This is a genomic window from Streptomyces sp. NPDC002104, assembly GCF_053593795.1.
In genome coordinates this window covers 94517-119881 of sequence record NZ_JBSFDF010000021.1, presented here as the reverse complement: position 1 = coordinate 119881, position 25365 = coordinate 94517, and the positions used below count along the sequence as shown (strand labels likewise).

The following is a 25365-nucleotide window of genomic DNA, read 5'->3' as shown; positions in this document are numbered from 1 at the left end:
TCCGCAGAGCGAGAACGCGTACCAGGGGTCCACGAGGTGCGTCAGGTCGGAGCCGAAGACCTCGCAGGCCAGGGACAGCTCGAAGTGCAGCATGCCGTCGGTGACGGCCAGTGCGACGTGGGGCATGTCCGGAAGTGTACGGGTCATGTCGTTCCGGACAGTGGTGTGCGGATGCCGTTCCCGACAGGATGTTCATGACAGAGCGCGGCGGGCCCGGAGGGTCCGCGGCGGGGCATCCGGGTACGGGCGATGGACGGGGAGCGGGACCATGGGATCAGGTCAGACGGTGGCGGTGTTCGGCGCGTACGGGCACACCGGCCGGTTCGTGGTGGCGGAGCTGGTGGAGCGCGGGTTCGTCCCGGTGCTGTCGGGCCGCGACGGCGGGAAGCTGAAGGCGCTGGCGTACGAGACCGGTCTGGAGGCCCGGCCTGCGACGGTGGAGGACCCCGGAGCGCTGGACCGCGCGCTGGCCGGAACGGCGGCGGTGATCAACGCCGCCGGGCCCTTCGCCTCGACGACGGCCCCGGTGATCGAGGCGGCCCTGCGGGCCGGTATCCCCTACCTGGACGTGGCCGCCGAACTCGAGGCCAACATCGACACCTTCGCGCACTTCGCCGACCGGGCACGGGACGCCCGGGCGGTGATCGTCCCGGCGATGGCCTTCTTCGGCGGCCTGGGCGACCTGCTGGCCACCGCGGCGATGGGCGACTGGACCGCGGCCGACGAGGCGCACATCGCGTACGCCCTGAGCAGCTGGCACCCCACCGCCGGGACGCGGCTTTCGGGCGCGGTCTCGCGGGAGCGGCGCGGTGAGCGGCGCATGCGGTACGCGGGCGGGCAGTGGGAGTACCGCACCGATGCCGCGCCCGCCGTCGAGTGGCGGTTCCCCGAGCCGATGGGTGCCCGGCAGGTGATCGGGGAGTTCACGATGGCCGACGTGGTGACCGTGCCCAGCCACCTGGCGATCCCGGACGTGACCACCTACATGACGGTCGAGGCGGTCCGTGACATCGCGGCCCCCGGCACGCCGGCGCCGTCCGCGGCCGACGACCGCGGGCGGTCCGACCAGACCTTCCTCGTCGACGCGGTCGTCCGCTCGGGCGGCGCCGAACGCCGCGCCGTGGCCCGCGGACAGGACATCTACGCCGTCACGGCCCCCCTCGTCGTGGAGGCCCTGGACCGCGTCCTGACCGGCCGCACGCGCGCGGTCGGCGTGGCCTCCGCGGGCGAGATCTTCGATGCGCCGGACTTCCTGCGCGCCCTGGCCCCGCACATCACCCTGGAGCTGCTCCCGTAGCGGAGGGGCTGCTCGGGGACGACCCCGTCCGGGCCGTCAGCCGCCGAGGTTCTTCAGCGCGGCCAGGATCTCGTCGGTGCTGGCGACCCGGCCGATCCTGGGGAAGATCTTGGTGAAGGTGTGGGCGTGCGCGTCGGCGTCCGCGTCGGTGGTGGCGTCCTCGGCGAAGACGAGGTCGTAGCTGTGCTCCCAGGCGGAACGGGCGGTGGACTCGACTCCGATGCTGGTGGCGATGCCCGCGAGGACGATCCGCCCGATGCCGCGGCGGCGGAGCTGGAGGTCGAGCTCGGTGCCGGTGAAGGCGCCCCAGTGCCGCTTGGTGACCACGATGTCGTGGGCGCCGGTGGCCAGCTCGGCCGGGAGTACGGAGAACTCGGCCGGCGGCGCGGCGGACGGACCCGGCCGGTCGGTGCGGGCGGAGGGCAGGTCGCCGCCGTCCGGGGACCAGGCGACCTTCACGAGGACGACGGGCAGTCCGGCCGCGCGGAAGCCGTCGGCCAGCCGGATGCCCTGGGAGAGGATGCGCTCGGTGGGGGTGGCGCCGGGCAGCGCCAGAATGCCCTTCTGCAGGTCGATGAGGACCAGGGCGGTGTGCTGGTCGAGCGTGATCTCGGACATGCGGATGGTTTCCTTCGACGGTCGGGGGCTCGGTGGTCGGGTGCGCGCGGCCCGGTCAGTCCTCGGCGAGGCGCCGCAGGACCGGCAGGGCCTGGGCGAGGACGTCCAGCTGCGCCGGGGTGAGGCTGTGCGACAGGCGCTGGACGAGCAGCTCGTGGCTCGTCCCGGCGCGATGGGCGAGGAACGTACGGCCCTTGTCGGTGAGGGAGATGAGCTGGCGGCGCCCGTCCGTGGGATGGGCGGTGCGCTCGACGTAGCCGTCCGCCTGGAGCGCGTTGACGGTGGCCATGACCGACTGCGGGCGGACCTGTTCGGCCCGCGCCAGTTCGGTGGCCGTGTGCAGGCCGTCGCGGCCCAGCCGTTTGAGTACCGAGACCTGGGACAAGGTCACTCCTCCCTCGGCGGAGGCGGCCCGCAGCCGGCGGACCAGGAGGCCCACGGTGAGCTGGAGCTCTTCGGCGATCTGGTGCGGCGACTTCTGCTCTTCTCCCACAACGCGACGATAAAGGACATACAGGCAAACTGCAAAGGTGTCCTTACTATTGCCGTCCGTCCCTGACGCGGCCGGCGGAAATGTGACGTCCCGCGAACGGCCGCGGGTGACCTCACCCCGGGGTGGCCGGGCAGATCGATAATGGGGCGGCGCCCTGCCCGTACGGACGAGAGGAGCCCCCGATGACCACACCGCGGGACTTGCTGATCATTTCCATGGACGCGGAGTCCGGCCGGACCGCCGAGCAGGGTGAGCTGTCGCTCGCGCTGGCGGGGGCCGAGGTCGTCGACCTCCTCGGCGCACGGGCCGTCGAGCTCGACGGCGATCACCTCGTGCCGGTGCCGGGCGGGCCGGCGGAGCTGGGCGATCCCCTGCTGGACGCCGCGGCGGCAGCGCTCGTACGGGAGGCCCCCTACGAGTCCGTCACGGACTGGCTGTGGCGCAGAGGGCTTGGCCTGTCCGCGCGCTATCAGGCCGCGCTCGAAGAGGAAGGACAGCTCGTACGCCGGCGCCGCCGCGGGTTCTCCTTCCGGGCCGGCGAGCTGGTGCCGGCCGATTCGGCTGCACGGCGGCGGGCGGAGGAGCGGTGGAAGGCGCGGGAACCCGTGCTCGTACTCCTGGCGGAGGTGCTCGGAGGCGGCGGCGACCGGGCCACGGACGCTCCGGACGTGACCGACGACGCCGTGGCGACGGTACTGGCCGCCGTCAACGACGCGGTGGCGGAGCTGGCGGGCGTACGGCAGCGCCGGGCCATCGAGAACGCCGCCTTCGACAACATCTGGCGCGGCAGCGGCGGATGACGGCGGAGCACGGTCCGCACCGCCCGAGCCCCCTGAGGTGACGGCCGCGGCAGAGCGCCGGGGCCGGAACGTGCCTACGCTGGAAGGGATCGCCGGGAGGCGGCCGACGCCGTACGGCGGACGTCGCGTCCGGCGCGCATCGGCTCGGCTCCGATCCTCCGGAGAGGTGAGGCCATGGCGACGAAACGCGGAGCCGCGCTCCGCCGAAGGCCTCGGATGCCCGTGGTCGCCGTGGTCTGCGCCGTCGCCGCCGCCTGTCTGGTGGCCGCGGGCCCGCAGGACGGTTCGTGCCGGACCGCTCCGCCGGACAGCTTCTGGCACGCTCGCGTGGACACGCTTCCCGTCCACCCGGACTCGGCCCGGTACGTCGCCTCGATCGGCGCCGCGGAGCCCCTGCATCCGGACTTCGGCTCGGGACTCGTCGACGGCGAGCCCTTCGGCATTCCCGTCACCGTCTCGGACACGACCTTGCCGGAATCGAAGGTCTCGCTGGACATCGCCGCGGAAAGCGATGCCTCCGGGTACCGGATTCCGAAGGACGCCGCCATCGAGAACGGTCCGGCGAGCACCGGGGACCGTCACGTCGTCGTCTGGGACCGCTCCCTGTGCAAGTCCTACGAACTCTGGAACGCGACGCGGCGGGGTGACGACACCTGGCACGCCGGCTCGGGCGCCGTCTTCGACCTGCGGAGCCACGCGCTGCGGCCCGCCGGCTGGACATCGGCGGATGCCGCGGGCCTCGCCATCCTGCCCGGGCTGGTGCGCTACGAGGAGGCCGCGGGCGGGCTGGTCGACCACGCGATCCGGATGACCGTGCCCCGCACCGACCGGAGCTACGTCTGGCCGGCCCGGCACCAGGCGGGTGCGGCGGCCGACCACTCGCTGCCGCCGATGGGACTGCGGCTGCGGCTCAAGAGCTCGGTGGACACCTCGGGCCTGGGGCCCCAGGCCCGGGCCGTCGCGGAGGCCCTCAAGAAGTACGGCGTCATCGTCGCCGACAACGGGTCGCCCTGGTACCTCACCGGTGAGCAGAACGCCGGCTGGGACAACGACCAGCTGGGCGCGCTCAAGGGTTTCAAGGGGTCGGACTTCGAGGCGGTCGACGCGTCCGGACTCCAGCGGTCCCCGGACTCCGGAGCCGTGGCACCCCGTTGAGAGGAACGCCCCTCATGCCCGCAGACACGTCCGCAGCCACGTCCTCGGCGGCACGGAAACAGAAAGGGGCCAAGGGGGCCAAGGCTGCCAAGGGGGCCTTCATCGCGGTCGCCGTCGCCCTGTTCTGCATCCAGCTCGACTTCTTCGCGCTCAACCTGGCCATCCCCGGCATCGCCACGGAGCTCGGCGTCACGGTGTCGGCCGCGCAGTGGACCCTGTCCGCGTACATGCTCGCCATCGGCTGCTTCTTCATCATCGGCGGCCGGGTCGGAGACGTCTTCGGCCGGCGGGGAGCGCTGCTGGCCGGAACCGCCCTGTTCACGGCCGGGACCGTGGGATGCGCGCTGGCTCCCGCCCTCGGGCCGCTGGTCGCGGCCCGGATCGCGCAGGGTGTGGGTGCGGCGTTCGTCTTCCCGGTCGCCGTGTCGGTCATCACCAACACCTTTCCCGAGGAGTCCCGCGGCAAGGCCCTGGGCGCCGTCTTCGGCGTCGCCAACATCGGGACCGCGATCGGGCCGTTCGTGGGTGGCGGGTTCACCGAAGGACCGGGCTGGCGCTGGATCTTCTGGCTGATGGCGCCGCTGAGCCTGCTCTCGCTCCTCACCGCCCTCGTGTACGTCCCGGACTCCCGCGACACGTCGGCGCCGCGCGAGCTCGATGTGCTCGGCTGCGCCCTGATCGTCCTCGCACTGGCCGCCGTCACCCTGACCGTGGAGCGCGGGGACGCCTGGGGGTGGAGCAGTGCCCGCGTCCTGACCGGCTTCGCGGTGGCGGTGGTGTGCGGCGGGCTGTTCCTGGTGCGCGAGCGGCTGGCCCGGCACCCGCTGATCGATCTGGGGCTGTTCCGCGACGTCCCGTACGTCCTGGTCACCGGGATGGGCACGGTCACGAACATGGGCTACGGAGTCACCGTCTTCCTCGCCACCCTCTACCTCCAGGGCGTACGGGGGCTCTCACCGCTCCTGGCCGGTACGGTCTTCCTCGCCCCGGCCCTGCTGGTGGCGCTCAGCGGGCCGCTCGGGGCGCGGCTGGGGCGGCGTCTGCGGCCGACCACGGTGATGGCACTGGCCGGGATCGGCGCGGGCACGGGGATGTACGCGCTGACCCAGGTCACCGCCTGGTGGCTGTACGTACCGGTGTTCGCGTGGTGCGGGCTGGGCCTGGGGCTGGGCTGGACCTACGCGAGCGTGGCGACCCAGCAGCTCGTTCCCGCGGCCAGGTCCGGGGAGGCATCGGGGGTACTGCTGACGTTCCTGGTCACCGGCGGTGCGATCGCGCTGGCCGGGGCGGCCGCGGGGATCTCCGCGATGACGCCGCAGCGCTCGCCCGAGGAGGCGTACGACGCGATCCTGCGGCTGGGCGGCGCGGCCGTTCTCACCATGGCGCTCCTCGTCCTGGCCGTACGCCACCGGCTCGCGGTACGGGACCGTCGGCAGCACTGACGGTGCCGGCACCGCGGCCGCGGCCGCCCGCACCGCGGGGGCGGTGGACGTCACCGTCCGACCGCCCCCGCATGCCGGCCGGGGCCGGACGGTCCTAGTTGGCGCCGAGGTGGCCGCCCTTGAGCCACTCCGCCTCGCCGTCCTTGGCGCAGGTGGAGGTGTAGGCGGGGCCGAACGGCGCCGGGATCGCGGCAGCGGACGAGCAGTTGGACGAGAAGGCCTTGTGGCCGCCCGAGAAGTAGTCGATGTCGACACCGTCGTTGGCGAGGGCCGCGCCGGCGCCGCCCAGCAGGATGCCGGCGGCGAGGACGGAGGCGGTGACGGCAGAGCGGATACGCATTGGTTCCCCTAAGGACTTAAGGATCTGGCGACGCTCCCATGGACGGATGCGTCAGCCGATTCAACGCACGGCGGAGCCACCAGGAACGACCGTTCACTCGAACGCCACGGGCGTAACGTTTCGACACGTCACATGGCCCCTCGTGCGCCCCCGTTCGCGCCGGTGCGGGGGGCCTTCTCTCCGGTCCCGGAGCCACGGTCGATTGTCAGTGGCGGGTGAGACGGTAGGAGCATCCAGTCGGAAACGAGGGGGAGCTTCCATGTCCGGAAACCAGAACTACATCAACCACGTCGCTCTTGTGTTGGACGCCAGTTCGTCCATGTCGCACCTGAGCCGCAAGGTCGTCGAGGTGGCCGATCAGCAGATCGCGTACCTGGCCCGCCGCTCGGGTGAGCTGGACCAGGAGACCCGCGTCACGGTGTACGTCTTCGCGGACAAGGTGGAGTGCGTCGTCTACGACAAGGACGTGCTGCGGATGCCGTCGCTGAAGCAGCTGTACCGGACCGGCGGGATGACCGCGCTGCTGGCGGCCTCGCTGAAGTCGCAGCGCGAACTGGCGCAGACGGCCCAGCTGTACGGCGACCACAGCTTCCTGACGTTCGTGCTGACCGACGGGCAGGAGAACGCCAGCCACCGCTCCCCGGACGCCCCCTCCCGGAATCCGCGCGAGCTGGTGAAGGCCGTCGCCGAGATGATCGAGACCCAGGGGGACAACTGGACGCTGGCCGTCCTCGTACCCGACCAGATGGGCAAGCGGGAAGCCATGCAGTGCGGATTCCCGAAGGAGAACATCGCCATCTGGGACGCCACGAGCACACAGGGTCTGGAGGAGGCCGGGCAGGTCATCAAGGAGGCCACCGAGAAGTTCATGGTGGGCCGCGCCAAGGGGATCCGGGGATCGCGGGCGGTGTTCTCCACGGGTGCGGAGGTGGTCAACAAGGACACCATCGAGGCGGCCGGTCTGACTCCGGCGCATCCCTCCGAGTACCAGCTGATCCCGGTGGCGCGTGACGCGGCGATCCGGGAATGGGTCGTCGAATCGGGGCACACCTACCGCACCGGTGGCGCGTTCTACCAGCTCAGCAAGGCGGAGAAGATCCAGCCGAAGAAGCAGATCGCGGTGCTGGAGAAGAAGACGGACCGGGTGTACACGGGCCCCCAGGCCCGGGCCCTGCTCGGCCTGCCCGCCGTGGAGGCGCGGGTCAAGCCCGACCACAACGACGAGTTCACGATCTTCGTGCAGAGCACCAGCGTCAACCGGAAGCTCGTGTCGAACACCCGGCTGCTGCTGATGGTCTGACACCCCCTGCCCTGTGCATCCCCTTACGGTGCCGGTGCCGGTGCCGGTGCCGGGCCCGGATGGCGGGGCGATGGGGAGCGAGGGAGGCTGGGGGTATGCGATGGCGTGGGCCAGGGGCGGCGGTGGCCGCGGTGGCCGCCCTCCTGCTGGCGGCCGCCGCGCCGCCGCCCGGCGGCGATGACACCGGGCGGCGGGTGGAGATCGGCGGCGGACGGAGTCTGTACCTGCACTGCTCGGGCTCGGGAAGTCCGACCGTGGTGCTGCTGGCCGGGCTGCACGAGTCCTCCGACTCGTGGTCCCTGACCGACACCACCCCACCCGTGCCGAAGGCCCCGGCGGTGCTGCCGGGCGTGGCGGCCTTCACCCGGGTGTGCAGCTACGACCGGCCGGGGACCCTGCGCTACACGGAGCCACCCGAGCTCACCGACCGCAGCACGCCCGTACGCGGCACCCGGGCCCTGCCCGCCATGGTCCAGGACCTTGACCGCGTCCTGGCGGCCGGGCATGTCCCGGGCCCGTACCTGCTCGTGGGGCACTCCTTCGGCGGGATGCTCGCGCTGCGCTACGCGCAGGAGCACCCGGAGCAGGTGCGCGGGCTCGTCCTGGCCGACGCGCTGGGCCCGGCGCTGAAGCCCGCGATGGGGCCGGACTGGGCGGCGTACGTGAACGCGCTGCGGCATCCCGGTACCCCCTTCGACGCCGATCCGGAATTCGAGCAGGTGGACATCGCGGGCGGGGTCACCGACATCGACCGCGGCGGCCCGCTGCCCCCGGTCCCCGTGGCGGTCATCAGCAAGACCGAGCCCTTCGCCGTACCTCCCACGATGTCCAAGGAGCTCGTGGCGGCACTGGAGAAGGCCTGGCCCAAGGCGCAGGAGGCCCTGGTGGGCCTGCGGCCGCAGACCCCGCACCTGCTGGCGACCGGTAGCGACCACTACGTCCAGATCCACGACCCGGACCTCACGATCGCCGCGGTCCGCCTCGTCATGGACCGGGCCGCGACCCCGCCGGGTACGTCGTAGCCGGCACGCTCGGCTCGGTCCGGCCCGGCGGTCACCCGGGGCTGTCCGCCGGCTCCGGACGTCAGCCTTCTTCCGCTCCGGCCAGGGCATCGGTGATCAGGCGGGTGGCGAAGTCGGGGTCGCCCGTCATGCGGTTGATGTACTCCGCGAGGAGGAAGGCCGTGGCTTCCAGCGGGTTCATCTCCGCCTCGGTCCACTCTCCGTACTGCTTGCGCCACAGGTTGGGGCTCAGGCCGGTGCCCGCGGCGATGACCAGGCCCGCCATGGTGGGGATGGCCTCGGGACGAACACTCCTGGGCATCATGCGCATCGTGGCGACGAGGTTCGGCACGACGTACTCGATGACGTCCTTGCCGTGCTCCTCGTGTGCCTTGCGCAGCCAGATCATGAACATGTAGATGAGCGTGCACGCCCCGTCGAGCAGGTCGTCGGCCTCCCTGGGGCCGAGCGACGAGGCGTACTGGTCGACCAGCGCCTGTTGTTCGGGGTCCATCCCGGTCCTGCCGTCGTGAATGCCTTTGAGTCGAGAATCGATCATCAACAGCGCTGCGCCCACATCACCCGCGGGAGCGTGCTCGGGGTCGTACTGCGATGCCACAGGATTCCTCCACAGGTCGCCACGAGGACGGCTCGGCCTCGTTCCGCACCCTAGACGCCCCGACGGACGGAGGCCGCCCACTCGGCACTCCGTCACACCCAGGTGCGATGCTCGCCGAGGCGCGGTGGACCCGGCGCGCCTGCGCCGCGCGGACGTGTCCTCGACGAGCACAGGCCCGGTCAACGCGGCCTGAGCCTCTCCTCGTTGCTCTCCCTCGACCCGGTCCGGACCGACTTCGCGGGTCTGCAGGCCGCCGTACTCCGCCCGACCGCCGACCCCGGTGACCGGCCGCCCTCCGCGGCGTTGCCGTGCGAGGATGCAGCCAAGGGGACGTCAAGGTGCGTGAGTTGAGGAGCGCAGCATGCGGATGCGGATGTGGATGCGGACGGCGCCGCTCGTCCACGGATTCGCCGGGCTGTCGCTCGTGGCCGGCTGCGCGCTGCTCCTGACGGGGTGCACGGAGGGGAAGGGGACCGCTTCGCCGGCCGGACCGAGGGTGACGAGTACGGCGGCCCCCTCGGGCGCCGTGGCCCTGGCCGAGCGGTACCACCGGGCGGGCGGCGACGAGAGCGTGTACGCCATCGAGCGGGAGGCGGGCTCCGGCGCGGCGCCGCTCCTGATCCTGCGGACCACGCGCACCGATGCGGACAACGCCCTCTTCGAGACGCAGCGGGACTCGGTCGTCTCGTACCTCACGCGGTTCGAGCAGCTCTCCACGGCCGGGGGCTACCAGATGGACGTCTTCGGCCGGGACGGAAAGCTGCTCCACCGATGGGACGCCCGCTCCTAGCGGGTGTCCGGAGGCAGGGTCAGCGCTTGCCTCGAAGGCGCATGAGCATCCCGCGGGCCTGGTCCCGCTTCCGCGGGTCGGACGCCGCACGCCGCACGGAAGCGATCGTCCGCTGCCCCTGCGGGGTCCGGCTGAACTGCTTGATCTTTGCGAATAGTCCGGACATCAGACCCTCCCGGTGTGGCCCACTGTGACGTTCCGTCGTGTGCCCCGGCACCCTCGCGCCAAACGGGCGGAGCGGGCACCGTCCGGAAATCCGTGGACGATCCCCGGACGACCGCATAGCGTGTGAGTCCACGCCTCGAGATCGACGGAAGGAGGAGAGTGCCGTGCCGTTCGCATCTTTCCAGCGCTCCCCCTTCCGCTGCCCCGGCGTGGTTCGTGTGTTCTGACCGGGAGCGCTCCAAGCAGCCCGTATCCCGGAGGAATCCATGACCGATCCGGTCATCCGCGCGCTCTCCACGAGTGACGCCCATCTCTTCGACGCACTCCCCGACCCCCTGGGCGCCCGTGAGGGACATCGGCGCACCCGGTTCCGCCCCGACTGGAAGCGCGTCGCCCTGCGCGACGGCCGGGTCGTCGCGCGCGGCGCGTGGTGGGGCGGTCCCGACGACTCGCAGCCCGTCAACATCAACTGGTTCGACGTGGCCGAGGGCGAGGAGGAAGCCGGGGCCGCACTCCTGCGCTCCGCTCCCTGGCAGGTGGAACTCGAGATCAACCTGCCCGGCGACTGGCGGGAGAAGGCCGCCCTGCGGGCCGCCGCCGAGGCGCGCTTCGCGGCCGCACGGGCCGCGGGGTACGAACTCCTCGTGGAGCGCTTCCTGTACCGCTGGACCCCGGAACAGGGCCTGCCGGAGCGGCCCGGCCGCCTGCGCTTCGGCCCCGAACCCGACGACGCCGTGTTCTTCGACGCGCTGCGCCGCATCCATTCCGTCACCTTGGACGCCCACGCGCTCAGGGCCGTGGCGGAGGGCGGCCTCGACCGGGCCGCCCAGGAGGAACTGGACTTCTTCCACTGGTGCCCCTCCCCCCGGGAGTGGTGGCAGCTCGCGCACACCCCGGACGGCGACCTGGCCGGCATCCACATCCCGGCCCACAACCCCTCCGGCCCGACCATCGGCTTCATCGGAGTCGTCCCGGAGCACCGCGGTCGCGGCTACGCCTACGACCTCCTCGCCGAGTGCACGCACGTGCTCGTCGAGCAGGGGGCGGAGTTCGTGAGCGGGGCGACGGACCGGGGCAACGTCCCCATGGCGGCGAACTTCGCCAAGGCGGGCTTCCCCGTCATCCGTGAACGCATCAACTTCCACCCGGCGGACCGAGCGGCCGGCGGCGAGGCCCGGGCAGAAGGCTCTCAGTGTGACACTGCATGAGAACGAGATCCGTGTGGACGAGGCGGTCGTCCGGTCGCTGCTGAGGGAGCAGCGACCGGAGTGGTCCGCCCTTCCTGTCACACCGGCCGGCGAGGGCACCGACAACAGGATGTACCGGCTCGGCGACGAGCTGCTCATCCGGTTGCCGCGCACCCCGGAGAACGCGAAGGCCGTACGGAAAGAGCAGACGTGGCTGCCGCGGCTGGCGCCGCACGTTCCTTGTCGCATCCCGGAGCCGGTGCACGCCGGCACCCCGGCTTCCGCGTTTCCACTCGACTGGTCGGTGTACCGGTGGATCGACGGCGATGAAGCCGGCCCGGGCTCGGTCACCGATTGGCCGGCCTTCGGGGCGGATCTGGCGGCGATCGTGCGGAGCCTGCATTCCGCCCCCCTCATGGGAGCCACTCGTCAGGGCGAGCTCAGCTGGTACCGCGGGGGTGCCCTGCGGGCTTGCGACCGGTGGATCAGCGAGTGCTTCGACGCCTGTCGGATGATCGAGGGTCTCGACCTCGACATCGCGCACCTGCGACACCTGTGGCGGAGCGCGCTCGCCCTGCCCGAGCCCTCCGGTCACCCCGTCTGGCTCCACGGAGACCTCAGACCCGGCAACCTCCTGGTGCAGCAGGGAAAGCTGCACGCGGTGATCGACTTCGGTGCCCTCTCCGTCGGCTTCCCCGACGCCGAGCACGCGCCGCTGTGGGACCTGCCACCCGGGGCCCGGCAGGCCTACTGGGACGCCATGCGTCTCGACAACGAGACCTGGTTGCGGGCCCGGGCGTGGGCCATCGCCGTGGGGGTCAGCGGAGTGTCGTACTACTGGGCCACCTATCCCGCCTTCGTCAACGAATGCCTCGCGCGCCTCCGCGCGATCCTGGAGGATGCCGGCGAGCGCTGACCCGTCCCCGCGCGGACATGCGGCCACGCGGCCACAGGGCCGGCGAGTCGCTCCGAGCCGCGCACCTGCGATGAGCACGAAGTGCGCCGCGTCCGGCACCGGAGCGGAGCAGAGCGGCCAGGCGACCGCTCCGGACACCGGCCTCCGCGCCTGACCGACCGCCTCAGGCCGGCTTGCGCCACACGGAGATGTGCTTCGTGGAGTCCTGGGTGAACGGTGCTCCGCTCCAGTCCGCGACGCGGCGTTCCCTCTCGAGGCCGGCAATCCGTGCCATCAGGTCGAGCTCCGTCGGCCAGGCGTAACGGTGGCGGGAGTGGTCGCGGCGGTAGCGGTCCTCGTCGCCTTCGCGGGTGAAGTGGTGGGAGACGAGAATCTGTTCGACGAGGTCGAAGGTGTCGAAGCCGAGGTGCCGCTCGGAGACGTCGAACGGCACCGCGACCTGTCCGGGCGGCAGGAACCGCAGCGGCGGCACGCCCAGCTCGATGACGAACCGGCCGCCGGGCTCGAGATGGCGGGCGGCGTTGCGGAAGCACTCGACCTGCTCGTCCTGCGTGAGCAGGTTCGTGATGGTGTTGTAGACGAGGTACACCAGGGTGAACGTGCCGGGAACGACGGTGGTGGCCATGTCCCCGATGACCACCGGAAGCGTGTCCTCGTCGGTCTTGCGTCGCAGCACCGCTGCCATGTGCTCGGACAGTTCGATGCCCACGACGGGCACACCGCGTTCCCGGAGCGGGACGCCCACACGTCCGGTCCCGATGGCGAACTCCAGCGCCCGGCCGTTCCCGGCGAGTTCGGCGAGGAAGGCAAGTACGGGTGCGAGGGCGGCGGCCGAGGACGTCTCGGCCTCCTCGGCGTCGTAGCGGTCGGCGGTCTCGCGGCTCCACAGCTCACTGCTCGTCACGAGCGGCCACTTTGCCGGGTGGCGGGCGCGCTGTCGACGTATTTGGCTTCCCCCTTCGCCGCGTGGAGCGTGGGGCCGAGGTGGCTCCCGCTGAACCCCCGGGTGGGGGTCTTGGCCCCGGGGGTAGTGCGTTCAGGGGTGGGGTCCGGGTCCGGGTCACGGAGCGGAGTGCGAGCCGGGGTCGGGATCGGGATCGGGGGCGGTGAGTGCGTACGACGCCCGTACCTGCCACTTCGTGCCGTCGTGGACCATCAGGTCCACCGACGCGACGTGAGAGGTGAGGGGGAGCCGGCCGGCGAGGTCGGCCTCGATCTCCTCCAGGACCGTGTCCTCCTGGCCTTGAGCGATGGTCAGGTGCGGCACGATCTGGTCGAACCGGCCGCCGTACGGCGGGGTCCCGGGCCAACGGGCGGCGATCGCCTCCGTGAGCCGTATCAGTGGCGCCGCGGGTTCCGGTACGAGGTACGAGACCTCCGGGAGCCGTCCGCACCGCTCGAACCGCAGGTCGAACGCCTGGTGGGAGCCCAGTACGTCCTCCAGCGCGGCGTGGACACCCGGATCGATCCGGCTCTCGTTCAGGAAGGGGAAGAGCACGGTGACGTGCGCGGGGACCCCGGCCACGGCCGAAGGGTCGAGCCGCTCGCGCCACGCGCGGACGACCGGCTCCGCCTCCGGGATCTGCACGACGAGACCCGTCTGGCCCTCCTGGAACGCGCTGCTGCTGTCATCTGCCATGACATTGCATGCTGCCACGGCAAAGATCCGTGCGCGCCAGGGGGGCCGGTGCCCGGGCGGGTCGGTGCCCGGGCGGGTCAGTGGATCCGGTGTTCCGTCCAGAACGGGGTGAGGTCCTGGGGCGTTGCCGCCTGGGCCGCGCGCTTGAAGTCCGCGGTCGTGGCGACGCCCAGCCAGTGGTCGCGGACGTAGCCCCGCAGCATGGTCGTCATCGCCGGGGTGCCCAGGACGCGTTCCAGGTCGCTCAGCGCGCAGGAACCGCGGTGGTACACGACTCGGGCGTACTCCGAGCGGTGACCGTCCGCGTAGTAGGCCATGGGACGGGTGAGGGCGGAGGTGGCGCTGGGCCAGGCACCCTGGTCCTCCCAGCAGGTGGCCGTTGCGTCGCCGTAGTAGGACCGGTTCGCGTACTGGGCGAAGGACTCGTCCAGCCAGGGGGACGCGAACTGGTCGTTGCCGACGATGCCGTAGAACCACTGGTGGGCGATCTCGTGGACGACCGCCGACCCCTCCGGTTCGGTCCAGAGCAGGACGAGGCCCGGGAACTCCATGTTGCCGAAGTCGTCGAGGCTGTCGCTCATGACGAGGTCGAGCTCGCCGTACGGGTAGTGCCCGAAGCGCTTCCCGAACGCGTCGACCGAGCCCACCGCGTCCTTCAGGTCGACGGCGACGCCCTCGGACGAGGTGGCGGCGGTCCAGTACGCGTTCAGCCGTACTCCGCCCGGCGTGGTCACGGTCTTCGACAGGAAGGGGCCCGCCGCCCACGCGAAGTCCCGTACGCCGTGCGCGACGCTGGTGGTCACCGTGCGGCCGGGGCCGCCGGGGCGGCGGGCGGTGGTGCCCGTCGCCGGGACGGCGAGGGCGGTGGGGTGGTCGAGTACGACGCGGAAGTCGCCGGCCAGGGTGTAGAAGCTCTCGCCGAAGCCGAGGTCGGGGTCGAGGTGGCGGCCCTGGGCGTCGCGTACGGACAGCAGGGGCAGCGCGTTGCCGAGGTAGCGGTGCGGGCCGTCCTTGCCGAAGCGGTGGACCCGGTCCGGGACGGTGAGGTCCACGTCGAAGGAGATGCTGGTCCGCGCCCCGTACGGGAGCGGCGCGGGCAGGTCGACCCGCAGGGCGGTGCAGTCCACGGTCAGCGGGCGCGGGGTGCCTCCGGTGACCCTGGCGACCCGGACCGGGGACGGCGACCCGGGGGTTCCGCAGCCGTCGGTGCCGTTGCCCCACAGCCGGACGTCGACCGACCGCAGCGGAGTGCGGGCGGAGTTGCGGAAGGACACCGTCTGACGGCCGGTCCAGTGCGAGCCGTCGGCGTCGGCGCGCAACGACACCTCGTAGGAGGGGCGGTCGGGCGTCGCCGCCGCGGGGGCCACGGGGGCCACGGGTGCCGCAGGGGCCGCGGGGGCCGGAGCGGTCTGGGCCATGGCCGTCTGCGGGACGCAGAGCAGGGCGGATGCGAGGGCGAGCAGCAGGGCCCGCCGATTCCTGAGCGAGATCATGACCGGCACGGTAGAACGCCCGTGCGGCCGGACGGGAGAGTTCCAATGCACTCACCGCCGGCGTCCCCGCCGGGACCCCCGCGGGCGGTCAACTCGACGGCCACGGTGCGCGGGAGCGCTCGGAGCCGGCCCGCGGTCCTCCGGCCGGAGCGGTGGCCCGGGCCCACGCCGAGGGCTCGCACTTCCCGGTGGCGCTGGCGGCCAGGGACGTGGCCCTGGCCCGCGGCCACGCCGGGCTGCCGGTCCTGGACGCGGTACACGCCGCCCTGACCGCCCACCCCGAGCCGGCCTCCCGCGACCTGGCGGCCCTGCACGGCATCAGGTACACCGGCGTGTGCTGATGAAGGTTCAGGTCTCCTCTAGACCGATGCACTTGGACTGCTGGGGGATGTCCCGTACGGCCTTGTCGATGACGGCCAGGGCGTCGCCTGCGAGCAGGTCGTCCTCCTTGAAGGCCAACTCCACCGAGGGGAGCCGCCCGTAGGTGGTGAGCACCCGCCGCCCCGCGCGCTCGGCCAGTTCCTCGTCGAGCACCCAGTCGGTGCCGTTGACGTTCATGCAGGTGTTGACCGTGGGGGCGAGGGGTTCGACACCGCAGCGCAGCACGATGCTGCCACCGCCCCAACTCGCGGCGCCGGCGCCCTCGACGGAGTCGCGCTCCTCCCCCAGCAGTTCGTGGGGAAGCTGCGCCAGGACCCGGCGGCAGTGGGGATCGGCCGCAAAGGGGCCCGGCTCCACGGTTCGTATGCCGCTCAGGACGAAGGCCCCGGCCGCCGCGAGCCCCAGCACCACGGGACCGGCCAGGAGTGCCTGCTTCTTCCGGTCCACTTCGCTCTCCGCACCGTCCGGCCGCACTCCGCTCGCAGCGGCTACCCGGTGACTCTACTCATCCCGAGGAGCGGCGCGTTGGGCGGTCCGGGCCGTGCGCCCAGCCAGGGCTCACCGTCCGGCGGAGCCCACGAGACCGGACCGTGCGGTGTGCCAGGCCGAGGTGACCGCCCCGTGGGCCGCGGCCGTTGCCTCGGGCACGCCGTCCGGCAGATGCAGGGGCGCGCCCACGTGGACGTGCAGCCGGGGCCGGCGGACCGGGGCCGTGAGGACTCCGGCGAGCTGCTTGGCCGTCGTCCCGGAGCTCACGCGGCGTGCTCCCGCCTGACCGACGGGACGGACGGGTGCTCCGGTGGCCAGCGCGAGGCGGGCCAGGCCGCTGCGGAAGGGCAGGGGCGCGGCGTCGCCGGAGTCGCGGCGGGCGGGGATCCCGCCCTCCCCGTACATCAGCACGCACCGCCCCGCCGCCAGTGCCGCGGCGGCGTCGGCGAGCGAACGCGCCGCGCGGTCCGTTCCCCGGTGGACCGGGACGTGCCCTTCGCGGGCGAGCGCCCCGCCGAGCACCGGGATCCGCCACAGCCCGGCCGTGGCCATGATCACGGGGTCGATGCCGAGCCGGCGCAGGGCGGCGACCACGATGACGGGGTCGGCCAGGCTGGTGTGGTTGGCGGCCAGGATGGTCCCGCCGGCCGCCGGGCCCGATGCGTCCTCGGACACGGTCAGACGCCCGAACACCGGAGCCAGGACGGCGGCGACGTGGCTGAGCATGGAATCGGACCTCCGGGGCGGGGCTGTACGGCTTCGTGCGCCCAGCCTGTCGGCCGCGGGCCGGTCCGGCATGAGTCGCGCTACTCAAACGGCCTGGGTACGAGACCCGCCCGGCCCTCCGCACCGCGACGGGCGTCTGGCAGGGTGGTCCCCGTGACCGCCCACCATCCCGCGAACCCCGCACCGGCCGTGACCGGCCGGGCCCGTACCCGTCTCGTGGCGGCCGGGGCCGTGGTCGTGACCCTCGGCGCGGGGTTGGGGCTACGGGCCGTGGCGACGGGGAGCCTCGCCAAGTACGGCGGGGACGCGCTGTACACCGTGCTGGTCTTCGCCCTCGTCGTGGCGGCCCTGCCACGGCTGACGGCCCTGCGGGCCGCCGCGGCCGCTCTCGCGGTGAGTTGGGCGGTGGAGTTCCTCCAGCTCACCGGGGTACCGGCGGAGCTTTCCCGGCACAGTGTGCTCGCCCGTCTCGTCCTCGGGTCCACCTTCAACGCGCCCGACCTCTTCTGGTACGCGGTCGGGGCGGCCGTCGGCTGGCTCTGCCACACCGCGGCGAGCCGCGCACAGGCGGCCTAGGTCGAGCCGGCCTAGCCGCTGCGGGTCAGCGTCCCGGGGGCTCCGGCCGACTGGGCGCCTTCGGTCTCCAGGGTCAGCCGGTCGGGCTGCGCCATGGTCAGCACGTAGAGGTTCCCCTTGGGGCAGTCGAAGGTGGCCGCGGGGTCGGTCGGGTGGCTGGTCGCTGCGGCGAAGACCGATCTGTTCCCGCTCGTCTGCCGTAGTTCCAGGGCCTCCGTGCACCCCAGGTCGCGGCCGGTGACGAGCTCCTTCACACTGCTGACCTGCCGGCCCACGAGGTCTCCGACCGACCCTTCGTTCAGCGTGACCGTGACCGAGAACGCGCCCGTCCTGGCCCGCGTGATGCCGTCGGCGTCGGGGGTGCCGGGTCCGGTGCCGGTCCACGTGCCGGCCCATGCCCGCGGCATCGCGGAGGACGAAGCGGACGGGGACGCCGATCCCGTCCCGGTTCCTGTACCGGCTCCGGGTCCGGCACCTGTTCCGTCCGCGTCCCCCTTCCACGGCATCTTGGCCACGAGGGCGGCCGCGACGACGAGGACGGCGGCCGCCGCGGCCGCCGCCGCCCACGGCACACGCCGTGGTGTGCCGGGAGGCGGAGAGGCCAGCGGCGGGGTAGCCGCGAACGCGGAGGGCGGCGCCGACGGCACCGGCGGCGCGGGTGCGGACAGGGGTACGGGTACGGGGAGTGGGTGGGACGCGGCCAGGGCGCGCTGGAGTCCGGCCTCCCGGTGGCCCACGTCCGCCGCCAGAGAAGGGGGTACCGCCCCGCGCCACTCCTCCCCCGCCGCGCCGACCCGGGCCAGGACCTCGTCCGCGGTCGGGCGCTGCCCCGGCGCCTTCGCCAGGCACTCCCCCAGCACGGAACGGAGCCCTTCGGGAACGCCGTCGAGAGCGGGCTCGTCGTGCACGATCCGGTAGAGGAGGCCGGGGAGTTCCAGCTCCTCGCCGTCGGCCAGGAAGGGGCTGCGGCCGGTGGCCGCGTGGACCAGGACCGCGGCGAGCGAGAACACGTCCGCCGGGGCCCCGGCCACGGCCCCGGTCGCCTGCTCCGGGGCGAGGAAGCCGGGCGTGCCGATGACCGCTCCCGTACGGGTGTGGCGGGGGTCGTGCACGGCCCGCGCGATGCCGAAGTCGATGAGGAAGGGGCGCTCCCGGCCGAGCAGTACGTTCCCCGGTTTGATGTCGCGGTGCACCACACCGGCCGCCCGTACGGCCACGAGCGCGGCGAGGAGTTCCCGGGCCAGGCTCCACAGGGCGGGCCCGGGCAGCGGTCCGTGCCGGTGCACCCATTCGCCCAGGGAGGGCGCGGCGATGTACTCGGTGGCGAGCCATTGCGGGACCGCCCCGGGGGCACTGAAATCCACCACGGAGACCGTCCACGGGGAACGTACGCGGTCGTTGGCGCGTATCTCCCGCGCGAAGCGGTCGACGAAGTCGGGATCCCGGCTCAGTTCCCGGTGGACGGTCTTCAGGGCGAGCGGCCGGCCGGACGCCGTCCGGGCCAGGAACACCTCGCCCATGCCCCCCTCGCCGAGCCGCGCCAGCAGGCGGTACCCGCCGATCTCCGGCGGGTCGCCGGGCCGCAGTGCCTCCACCGACTCCCCCTGTCCACAAGGCCGTTGTCCGCGCGCACGGGACGTACGGACGGGACGTACGGACGGAACGTACGGACGGCCGGTGGAGCCACCTTAGAGGACGGCGCCGACAGCGCGGGGGGTGGATCGTCAGGACGACATGATGAAGCGCAGGGCCAGACCCGAGGCCGTCATCCAGTGGGTGACCTTGGCGAAGTCGTTGTAGTAGACCGTGTCGACGCCGGGGAAGGCGACCTTGATCGGGGCGCCCTTCTTGCTCCCGTCCCCGGTGTCCTGGAGCTGGACGGTCATGGTCTTCGCCGGGGCCTCGTCCATGGGGCCGTTCAGGAGCAGCGCGGCGTACGTCTGCTTGCCCGGCGCGATGATCTCGAACGGCGTCCCGGGCATCGGGGCGCTGTCCTTGATCTCGGGGACCGGGCGCTGGGCGTCGCCGAGCTGGATGAGGGGGTAGCGGTAGACCGTGCAGGGCTTCTTGCCGGTGTTGGTGAGGGTCAGGAGGATGTGGCGGACGCTTTGGCTCTTGTCGTCCTCGGTGCTGGAGGTGATCGAGACGTCGCCCGGGGCGCAGACGGCGACGGCGCCCCCGCCGCCGCCTCCCGTGCTGCCGGCTCCGGGGGTCGGCTTCGCCGACGGCGTGCCGCCGGGCTTCGGCGTGCTCGGGGAGGCGGTCGGGCTCGGGGTGTTCGGAGCGCTGGACGTGCTCGGGGCGCTCGGGGTGCTCGGCCGGGCCGTGGGCTTGCCGTCGGCCCCGTCGCCCCCGCTCGGCGAGCACGCCGCGGACGCGAGCAGGGCGGTGGCCGTCGCGAGGCCGAGGGCGTAGGACTTCCAGCCCCTGCGGGTCGTGCGGGTGGCAGTGTTCATGGTGTTCCCCCGTTTTCGGCCCTGTGCGGCCGCTGTTGATGCTCGATGCCGAGTGCGGACCGCGTCGGTTCCGAGGGGCCCGGGAGCCGGCCGTCATGGCCTCCACCTGCCCCTTCCGGCACCGAGACCGGCCTGCAGGAGCGAATTTCCCACATCCCGCGGCTCTCAGACGCCTGTTACCAAGCAGGGACGAGACCGTCACGCTCCGGTCGGACGAACGGCCGTTGACCTCCACGGGATTGACATGCATATGATCCTTCCCTTCGGACGGGGGAGCGTCATGTCAGGGGATTTCACGCAGGAGTGGGAGCGCGAGCGCGCGGGCGCCGCGGACCACGACGTGGCGGTGCGGTTGAACGGTGCGCCGACGGGGCCCTTCGCTCCGGGCGGGCCCGGTGACTTCGCCTCGACGCCGGCCGAGAAGCAGGCGGCGGCGAACACCATCGAGACCGAGCTGGAGCCCGGCACCAAGACGGCGAGCGAGCACGCGGACGCCGCCACCGACGCGGCCCGGAAGGGCTTCGACGGCTGGGACACGGCCGGTGGCCTGAAGAAGGTGTCGGACACCTGGGACCAGCAGGTGCGGACCCTGATGGGCCGTCTGTCCTCGGAGAAGGGGGCGCTGCGCGGGGCCTCGGGGCTGTTCGTGCGCCACGACACCGGCCTGGGCGACCAGTTCCTTGCGTCCGGTTCGAAGCTGAACGGTCTGTAGGGGGCTGCGGTGCCGACGTATCACGAGGTCATGACCACGGACCTGGGCCTGCTGACGACCGCGGCGGCCACGTGGGAAGCCATGGCGGGCGAGCTGAAGAAGGTCGAGACCCGCTACGGCGACAGCGTGCAGAAGATCACGCTGGGCCAGACCTGGGCCGGCGTCAGCGCGGGCGCCGCGCAGTCGGGTTTCGCGGCGACGCGCTACGAGTACGCCGCGGCGCAGACCCAGGCCAAGGCCATCGCGAGCCTGCTGCTGGACGCCCACGCCGTGTTCACCGATCTCAAGTCGAAGCTCCGGAGCGCCCGGGACGACGCGGTCGCCGCCGGGATGACCGTGTCGGAGCAGGGCCGCGTCGCCTTCGACTACGCGAAGCTCACCCCGGCCGAACGCAGCGCCTACCACCACGATCCCGACGGCGAAGCCTCCATCCGCACGGCCGTCGGCACGTGGCAGCAGTACATAGACGACCGGGTGAAGGCCGCCTCGGAGGCCGATCAGCACGTGAAGGCCGCGCTGGAGTCCGCCGTGGTCGACAGCAACCGGGACGCCTTCGGCAAGGGGGCCGACCAGACCATCGGCGGGTTCAACGCCCACCCGGAGGGCGACCTGTCCAAGGTGCCGCTCCCCCGCTCGCAGGACGCGGAGGTGGGGACGAAGACCGACGGCTGGCAGGCCGAGGGCTCCGCGTCGGCGACCGGGCCCGACGCGGGCGCCAAGGCCTCCGGGCCCAAGTACGGCAAGGAGGGCTCGGCGCAGGCGTACGCGGAGCTCGGCCACGCGACGGCGAAGGGATCCCTCAGCAACGGCTCGATGCGGCTCTCCGGCATCGCCGACGCCTACGCGGGAGCCCGGGCCAGCGCCAACGTCGGCATCACGGACAAGGGCCTCACGGGCAAGGCCGAGGTGTCCGCGGGCGGCCGGGCCCTGACGGAGGGGCGCGCGGGATACGGGTACGCGGAGGGCTACGGCCGGGCCGAGGGGTTCGCCGGAGCCGAGGCGCAGGCCAGTGCCGGCGTCGGCCTGGAGGGCCTGAACGCCGGCGGGAAGGCCTTCGCGGGGGCGAAGGGCACCGTCGCCGGGGGCGCCGAGCTCGCCGGGATCGGGGCCGGCGCCACGGCCGAGGGATGGGCCGGTGCGGGCGCCGAGGCGAAGGTGACCTTCGGCAAGGGCGACGACGGAAAGTTCCACATCGGCGGCAAGGTGGGCGTCGCCCTCGGCCTCGGCGGTTCGGTCGGCGCGGAGTTCACGGTCGACCCGGCGAAGGTGACCGACGCAGCGGGCGACGCGGCGGACGCGGTCGGGGACGCCGCCCATGCCGTCGGCGATGCGGCGGGCTCGGTCAAGGACACTGTCAGCAGCTGGTTCGACTGACCCACGTTCCGTGGGAGGACAGAAAGAACGAAGGAAGGCGCGCGATGGCCACGACACTGCCGGTACCGATCGAGTTCCGACTGCCTGAGGGCTGGCGGCCCGCTCCTCCGGACGAGGTCGGCGCTCCGGGCGTGGCCTTCGTCGCGCTGCATCCGCGGCCGGATGCCGGTTTCACGGCCAACATCACCATCGACGGCCAGTACCGGCCGGACGAAGTGACCCTGGACGAGCTCGCCGAGGCGTCGGTGGAGCGGCTGCGCGAGGCCGGCGAGTCCGTGGTGGTGGCGGCCCGCCGGGAGATCGGCCCCGAGGGCGCGCCGGGGCTGACCCAGCGGGTGGCCTTCTCGGCGGTCGCGGGCGGCGTGCGCCGCGAGCTCGTCCAGTCCCAGGTCTACCTGTCCATGCTGGACGTGAACGACCCGCGCGAGCGTGCGGTGATCCGGATGGTGCTGACCGCGACCGCGGAGCAGCACGACAGCGTCCTGGGCGACTTCCAGGAGTTCCTGCGAACGGTGGGCCCGGACGTGGCGGCGGCGGGTTCCTGAGGGATCCCGTGCGGCCGGGCCCGAACGCTCGATCTTGTAGCGAACGGTCGGATGTCCCTAGGGTGGTGCGATGGGTCTCTTCGACAAACTGACCGGCACCAGGCACCCCGACAGCGGTGTCGCACCGCGCTCCCCCGAGGAGCTGCGAGCCGCCCTGCTCGGGCTCTTCGACGCGGACGCCCCGTACGTCGTGCGCGGGGGCGCCCCCGAGGGCGTCGACCTGGTGGCGGAGTGGCGGATCCGGGAGCCCGCCTGGCACACCTTCTTCGCCCGCACCCAGGTGAGCCGCGTGCTCCAGATCCAGCTGCGCCTGGACCCGGCCGCCCGCGAGGTCCGCAGCATCGACCGGCAGTTCGAGGTGACCTGGCTGGGCGGCACACCCCGGCTGGCCCTGTCGGCCGAGGCCACGCGCGGCCAGGTCACCACGGTGTCCCGGCGCTGGAAGGCCGAGCGGGGCGAGGACGGCCGGCTCGGGGCCACCGAAGTGTTCCGCTTCGACAACGCGGACCTGAAGGACCCGCTGCGCGAAGCGGTCCTCGGCGCGGGGTGGACCTGGCGCGGGGTCGTCTTCGGGAAGCTCTGACCCGGACGGCCCGGGGCCCGGTGGCCCCTGCGCGTCGCCGTCGCCCGCCGGTCACGCGACCGGGGGCAGCCCCTTGAAGAAGGCGGTCAGGACCGGCGCCAGGGCCTGCGGGTCCACGGCGTGGGTCTGGCCGGGGAGGGTGTGCAGGGTGTAGTTGCCGCCGTGGGAGGCCAGTTCCTTCGCCGCGTGGGCCATGTACGTGTCACCCGCGCCGCCGTGGCCGACCAGGACGGGCACGCTCACCGAGGACCACCGGTCGGTGGGCAGCGGACGGCCGGACATGGTGCCGGCCATCAGCCGGCCGTCGTAGGGCAGGGTCGGGGCCGCGGCCTCCCACGCGGCCCAGACCGGAGTGTGGCGCATCCTGGCGATGTCCTCCTGCGGCATGGCCAGGCCCGTGGTCAGGAAGTGGGTGAGGGCTTCGGTCGTGCTCCCCCGGGCCAGGGCCGCTTCCACCCGGTCCACGTAGTCGTCGGGCAGCGGCGGACGGCTGCCGTCGACGACGAACGGCGGCTCGTACAGGGCCAGGGCGGAGACCGAGCTGCCCCGGGCCACGGCCTCCAGGGCCAGGACGGCTCCGGAGGACATCCCGAAGAGCAGCACCGGCCCGCCCACGTGCGCGATCAGCGCGTCCAGGTCTTCGATCTCGCGCTGCACCGCGTAGGCGGGGTGGTCGCCGCTGTCGCCGCGGCCGCGGCGGTCGTAGTTCACGACGCTGAACTCGCCCGCCAGGAGCGCGGCGAGCGGTGCGTGCCGGGCCCGCGTCATGAGCGTGCCGCCGACGAGGATCAGGACCGGGCCCGTACTGCCGTGGCGCTCGGCGGCGATCGCCGTGCCGTCGGACGAGACCACCGTGAACATGTCGGTTCCCCCAGGTTCAGCCGGTATCCGTTGCCGTTGCTTCGTGCCCCCGGCCCGGAATCCGGGCCGGCCCCGTGCGGGCGGCCCGCGCGTCCCCCACCCCCGTGGGGGGACTCCGCCGCAGCCGCTGCCGTCCGTGCCGCCCGTTCGGTGCGGGGGCGGTCGCCACCCTACCGCCGGGAAGATCGTCTTCCGTAGGGCTTTTCGTGCCTGCAAGGGGACCGGCCGCGCCAAGGGGGGACCTGGTACGCCACGTTGGGGACGCCAGGCTCCAACCCCGCACTGACCTGGCAGTTCACGCTGGACTATGCTCCTGCGCTGTGGTCTCGCATGCACATCGGGGGACAACCTCCTCCGCTCTCGCCCGTCTGAGCGTCAATGTCGCGCGGCTGGTCGGCATAGGTCCGCACGGATACGCCCACTTGCTGGGCATGGCGCCCGAGCACCTCAACGACGACCTGTGCCGCACCCCCTCGGCGACGGCCATCCGGATCGCGGAGCTCACCACGGTCCACGCTCCCTGGACCGAGATGTCCGTGCTGCTGGCGCGGGAGTCGGGCATCGGCACCTTCGGGGTCTGGGACTACCTGATCACTTCCGCGCCCACTCCGCTCGAAGGGATCCGGGACGCCGCGGCCCACTTCGCCAGCGTCGCCGATCCCCTGACGGACGGCATGCAGATCACCGAGGACGGCGAACGCGTCACCATCGGCCACCTCAACCGCGCCGACATCGCCCACGAGGCGGCCTGCGGCATCCGCGGCTACGCGCTGGGCCTGTACCGGCGCCGGCTCGGCGAGGCGGCCGGGCGGCGCCTCGTCCCCCTGCGCGTCTCCCTCGCCGCCAAGGCGCCCGCGCGCCACGACGCCCTGGTCGATCTCTACGGCACCCGGCGCATCGAGTTCGAGGCCCCGGCCAGCTCGATCACCTTCCGCGCCGCCGATCTCGACTCCCCGGCCCCGCACGCCCAGCCCGGGCTGTCGGCCGTGCTGCGCCGGCACGCCGAGCAGAGCCTCGCGCGCGCGATCCCGCTGCACGACTGGCCGGCCCTCTTCCGTACCGCCCTGGCCTCCGCCCACGACGAGGGCGCGGCGACCCTGTCCTCGGTGGCCCGGCGGATGACCATCAGCCCGCGCACCCTCCAGCGCCGCCTCGAGGAGCACGGCACGACCTGGAGCGTGGAGGTCGAGGCAGTGCGGCGGGACCACATCGCCCGGCTGCTCCACGACACCGACCTCGGCGTCGAGGCGGTCGCCGCCCGGAGCGGGTACGCGGACGCCCGCGCCCTGCGCCGGGCCGTCAGGCGCTGGTACGGAACCACGCCCGCGGCCCTGCGCCGCGCCGGGCGCGGCGCAGGGGCTCAGGCCGGGGTGGAGCCGCGGGCTCAGGCCGGGGTGTGACCGCGGG

General features: G+C 72.9%; 28 protein-coding genes and 1 pseudogene. 16 read left to right on the top strand and 13 right to left on the bottom strand.

The annotated features are described in order from the left end of the window. Positions 1–126, bottom strand: a pseudogene (locus tag ACWCP2_RS19685) (AraC family transcriptional regulator); the annotation flags it as partial. Between the two features lie 142 nt (positions 127–268). Here ACWCP2_RS19685 and ACWCP2_RS19680 point away from each other — a divergent pair. Next, positions 269–1297, top strand: a complete 1029-nt coding sequence (locus ACWCP2_RS19680) for a saccharopine dehydrogenase family protein (RefSeq protein ID WP_450909857.1) — start codon at positions 269–271, stop codon at positions 1295–1297. Positions 1298–1333: 36 nt separating this feature from the next. Here the strand turns inward: ACWCP2_RS19680 and ACWCP2_RS19675 are convergent, their stop codons facing one another. Both ACWCP2_RS19675 and ACWCP2_RS19670 read right to left on the bottom strand, forming a co-directional pair. Next, positions 1334–1915 (bottom strand): hydrolase, encoded by a 582-nt coding sequence (locus ACWCP2_RS19675; RefSeq protein ID WP_450909856.1) that lies wholly within the window; start codon positions 1913–1915, stop codon positions 1334–1336. 55 nt (positions 1916–1970) lie between these two features. Beyond that, complete coding sequence (locus ACWCP2_RS19670) at positions 1971–2408, bottom strand: MarR family winged helix-turn-helix transcriptional regulator (protein WP_450909855.1); 438 nt, start codon at positions 2406–2408, stop codon at positions 1971–1973. 182 nt (positions 2409–2590) lie between these two features. Here ACWCP2_RS19670 and ACWCP2_RS19665 point away from each other — a divergent pair, with 182 nt between their 5' ends. The 3 genes from ACWCP2_RS19665 to ACWCP2_RS19655 all read left to right on the top strand — a co-directional run bounded on the left by ACWCP2_RS19665 (position 2591) and on the right by ACWCP2_RS19655 (position 5805). Beyond that, complete coding sequence (locus tag ACWCP2_RS19665) at positions 2591–3208, top strand: GOLPH3/VPS74 family protein (protein WP_450909854.1); 618 nt, start codon at positions 2591–2593, stop codon at positions 3206–3208. A 174-nt stretch (positions 3209–3382) separates the two neighbouring features. Then, positions 3383–4363 carry a hypothetical protein gene (locus ACWCP2_RS19660; RefSeq protein WP_450909853.1) on the top strand — a complete coding sequence of 327 codons (981 nt, stop codon included), beginning with the start codon at positions 3383–3385 and terminating at the stop codon, positions 4361–4363. 14 nt (positions 4364–4377) lie between these two features. Beyond that, entirely contained in the window at positions 4378–5805 is a 1428-nt protein-coding gene (locus ACWCP2_RS19655; protein ID WP_450909852.1) for an MFS transporter, read from the top strand. A gap of 94 nt (positions 5806–5899) precedes the next feature. Here ACWCP2_RS19655 and ACWCP2_RS19650 read toward each other — a convergent pair whose 3' ends face one another. Further along, positions 5900–6145, bottom strand: coding sequence for a hypothetical protein (locus ACWCP2_RS19650; protein ID WP_450909851.1), 246 nt, complete (start codon positions 6143–6145; stop codon positions 5900–5902). Between the two features lie 259 nt (positions 6146–6404). On the opposite strand from ACWCP2_RS19650, the gene ACWCP2_RS19645 reads away from it, so the two are divergent. Together ACWCP2_RS19645 and ACWCP2_RS19640 are read left to right on the top strand one after the other, a co-directional pair. Next, positions 6405–7445 (top strand): vWA domain-containing protein, encoded by a 1041-nt coding sequence (locus ACWCP2_RS19645; protein ID WP_450909850.1) that lies wholly within the window; start codon positions 6405–6407, stop codon positions 7443–7445. A 95-nt stretch (positions 7446–7540) separates the two neighbouring features. Continuing rightward, entirely contained in the window at positions 7541–8467 is a 927-nt protein-coding gene (locus ACWCP2_RS19640; protein WP_450909849.1) for an alpha/beta fold hydrolase, read from the top strand. 61 nt (positions 8468–8528) lie between these two features. On the opposite strand, the gene ACWCP2_RS19635 is transcribed toward ACWCP2_RS19640, so the two are convergent. Further along, on the bottom strand, positions 8529–9065 hold the full coding sequence (locus ACWCP2_RS19635; protein WP_450909848.1) for a hypothetical protein: 537 nt from the start codon (positions 9063–9065) through the stop codon (positions 8529–8531). Between the two features lie 361 nt (positions 9066–9426). Here ACWCP2_RS19635 and ACWCP2_RS19630 point away from each other — a divergent pair, with 361 nt between their 5' ends. The 3 genes from ACWCP2_RS19630 (at position 9427) to ACWCP2_RS19620 (ending at position 12123) form a co-directional block, all read left to right on the top strand. Beyond that, positions 9427–9855, top strand: coding sequence for a hypothetical protein (locus ACWCP2_RS19630; RefSeq protein ID WP_450909847.1), 429 nt, complete (start codon positions 9427–9429; stop codon positions 9853–9855). A gap of 431 nt (positions 9856–10286) precedes the next feature. Continuing rightward, complete coding sequence (locus ACWCP2_RS19625; protein WP_450909846.1) at positions 10287–11228, top strand: GNAT family N-acetyltransferase; 942 nt, start codon at positions 10287–10289, stop codon at positions 11226–11228. After that, positions 11215–12123 (top strand): aminoglycoside phosphotransferase family protein, encoded by a 909-nt coding sequence (locus ACWCP2_RS19620; RefSeq protein ID WP_450909845.1) that lies wholly within the window; start codon positions 11215–11217, stop codon positions 12121–12123. The genes ACWCP2_RS19625 and ACWCP2_RS19620 overlap by 14 nt, the downstream gene beginning before the upstream one ends. Positions 12124–12286: 163 nt before the next feature. Here ACWCP2_RS19620 and ACWCP2_RS19615 read toward each other — a convergent pair whose 3' ends face one another. From ACWCP2_RS19615 to ACWCP2_RS19605, 3 genes are all read right to left on the bottom strand, one after another. After that, positions 12287–13027 carry a class I SAM-dependent DNA methyltransferase gene (locus tag ACWCP2_RS19615; RefSeq protein WP_450909844.1) on the bottom strand — a complete coding sequence of 247 codons (741 nt, stop codon included), beginning with the start codon at positions 13025–13027 and terminating at the stop codon, positions 12287–12289. A 156-nt stretch (positions 13028–13183) separates the two neighbouring features. Next, positions 13184–13762: a 2'-5' RNA ligase family protein gene (locus ACWCP2_RS19610; RefSeq protein WP_450909843.1), complete on the bottom strand. Its 579-nt coding sequence runs from the start codon at positions 13760–13762 to the stop codon at positions 13184–13186. 77 nt (positions 13763–13839) lie between these two features. Next, positions 13840–15255 carry a M1 family metallopeptidase gene (locus tag ACWCP2_RS19605; RefSeq protein ID WP_450909842.1) on the bottom strand — a complete coding sequence of 472 codons (1416 nt, stop codon included), beginning with the start codon at positions 15253–15255 and terminating at the stop codon, positions 13840–13842. A 152-nt stretch (positions 15256–15407) separates the two neighbouring features. On the opposite strand from ACWCP2_RS19605, the gene ACWCP2_RS19600 reads away from it, so the two are divergent. After that, positions 15408–15596 carry a hypothetical protein gene (locus ACWCP2_RS19600; RefSeq protein WP_450909841.1) on the top strand — a complete coding sequence of 63 codons (189 nt, stop codon included), beginning with the start codon at positions 15408–15410 and terminating at the stop codon, positions 15594–15596. 7 nt (positions 15597–15603) lie between these two features. On the opposite strand, the gene ACWCP2_RS19595 is transcribed toward ACWCP2_RS19600, so the two are convergent. Further along, a complete protein-coding gene (locus ACWCP2_RS19595) occupies positions 15604–16083 on the bottom strand; it encodes a DUF3515 family protein (RefSeq protein WP_450909840.1) in 480 nt (159 codons plus the stop codon). Between the two features lie 111 nt (positions 16084–16194). Next, positions 16195–16851, bottom strand: coding sequence for a lysophospholipid acyltransferase family protein (locus ACWCP2_RS19590; RefSeq protein ID WP_450909839.1), 657 nt, complete (start codon positions 16849–16851; stop codon positions 16195–16197). A 153-nt stretch (positions 16852–17004) separates the two neighbouring features. On the opposite strand from ACWCP2_RS19590, the gene ACWCP2_RS19585 reads away from it, so the two are divergent. Further along, complete coding sequence (locus ACWCP2_RS19585; RefSeq protein WP_450909838.1) at positions 17005–17427, top strand: ribosomal maturation YjgA family protein; 423 nt, start codon at positions 17005–17007, stop codon at positions 17425–17427. Between the two features lie 11 nt (positions 17428–17438). Here the strand turns inward: ACWCP2_RS19585 and ACWCP2_RS19580 are convergent, their stop codons facing one another. Both ACWCP2_RS19580 and ACWCP2_RS19575 read right to left on the bottom strand, forming a co-directional pair. After that, complete coding sequence (locus ACWCP2_RS19580; RefSeq protein ID WP_450909837.1) at positions 17439–19022, bottom strand: serine/threonine-protein kinase; 1584 nt, start codon at positions 19020–19022, stop codon at positions 17439–17441. Between the two features lie 129 nt (positions 19023–19151). After that, entirely contained in the window at positions 19152–19883 is a 732-nt protein-coding gene (locus tag ACWCP2_RS19575; protein ID WP_450909836.1) for a DUF4232 domain-containing protein, read from the bottom strand. 280 nt (positions 19884–20163) lie between these two features. Here ACWCP2_RS19575 and ACWCP2_RS19570 point away from each other — a divergent pair, with 280 nt between their 5' ends. The 4 genes from ACWCP2_RS19570 (at position 20164) to ACWCP2_RS19555 (ending at position 23097) form a co-directional block, all read left to right on the top strand. Then, positions 20164–20595 (top strand): hypothetical protein, encoded by a 432-nt coding sequence (locus ACWCP2_RS19570; RefSeq protein ID WP_450909835.1) that lies wholly within the window; start codon positions 20164–20166, stop codon positions 20593–20595. Between the two features lie 30 nt (positions 20596–20625). Further along, complete coding sequence (locus ACWCP2_RS19565; RefSeq protein ID WP_450909834.1) at positions 20626–21969, top strand: hypothetical protein; 1344 nt, start codon at positions 20626–20628, stop codon at positions 21967–21969. 44 nt (positions 21970–22013) lie between these two features. Next, complete coding sequence (locus tag ACWCP2_RS19560) at positions 22014–22514, top strand: hypothetical protein (RefSeq protein ID WP_450909833.1); 501 nt, start codon at positions 22014–22016, stop codon at positions 22512–22514. Positions 22515–22584: 70 nt separating this feature from the next. Next, complete coding sequence (locus tag ACWCP2_RS19555; protein WP_450909832.1) at positions 22585–23097, top strand: hypothetical protein; 513 nt, start codon at positions 22585–22587, stop codon at positions 23095–23097. Positions 23098–23148: 51 nt separating this feature from the next. Here ACWCP2_RS19555 and ACWCP2_RS19550 read toward each other — a convergent pair whose 3' ends face one another. Continuing rightward, on the bottom strand, positions 23149–23958 hold the full coding sequence (locus ACWCP2_RS19550) for an alpha/beta fold hydrolase (RefSeq protein WP_450909831.1): 810 nt from the start codon (positions 23956–23958) through the stop codon (positions 23149–23151). Positions 23959–24389: 431 nt separating this feature from the next. Here ACWCP2_RS19550 and ACWCP2_RS19545 point away from each other — a divergent pair, with 431 nt between their 5' ends. Next, positions 24390–25358: a helix-turn-helix domain-containing protein gene (locus tag ACWCP2_RS19545; RefSeq protein WP_450909830.1), complete on the top strand. Its 969-nt coding sequence runs from the start codon at positions 24390–24392 to the stop codon at positions 25356–25358. Positions 25359–25365: the final 7 nt, after the last annotated feature.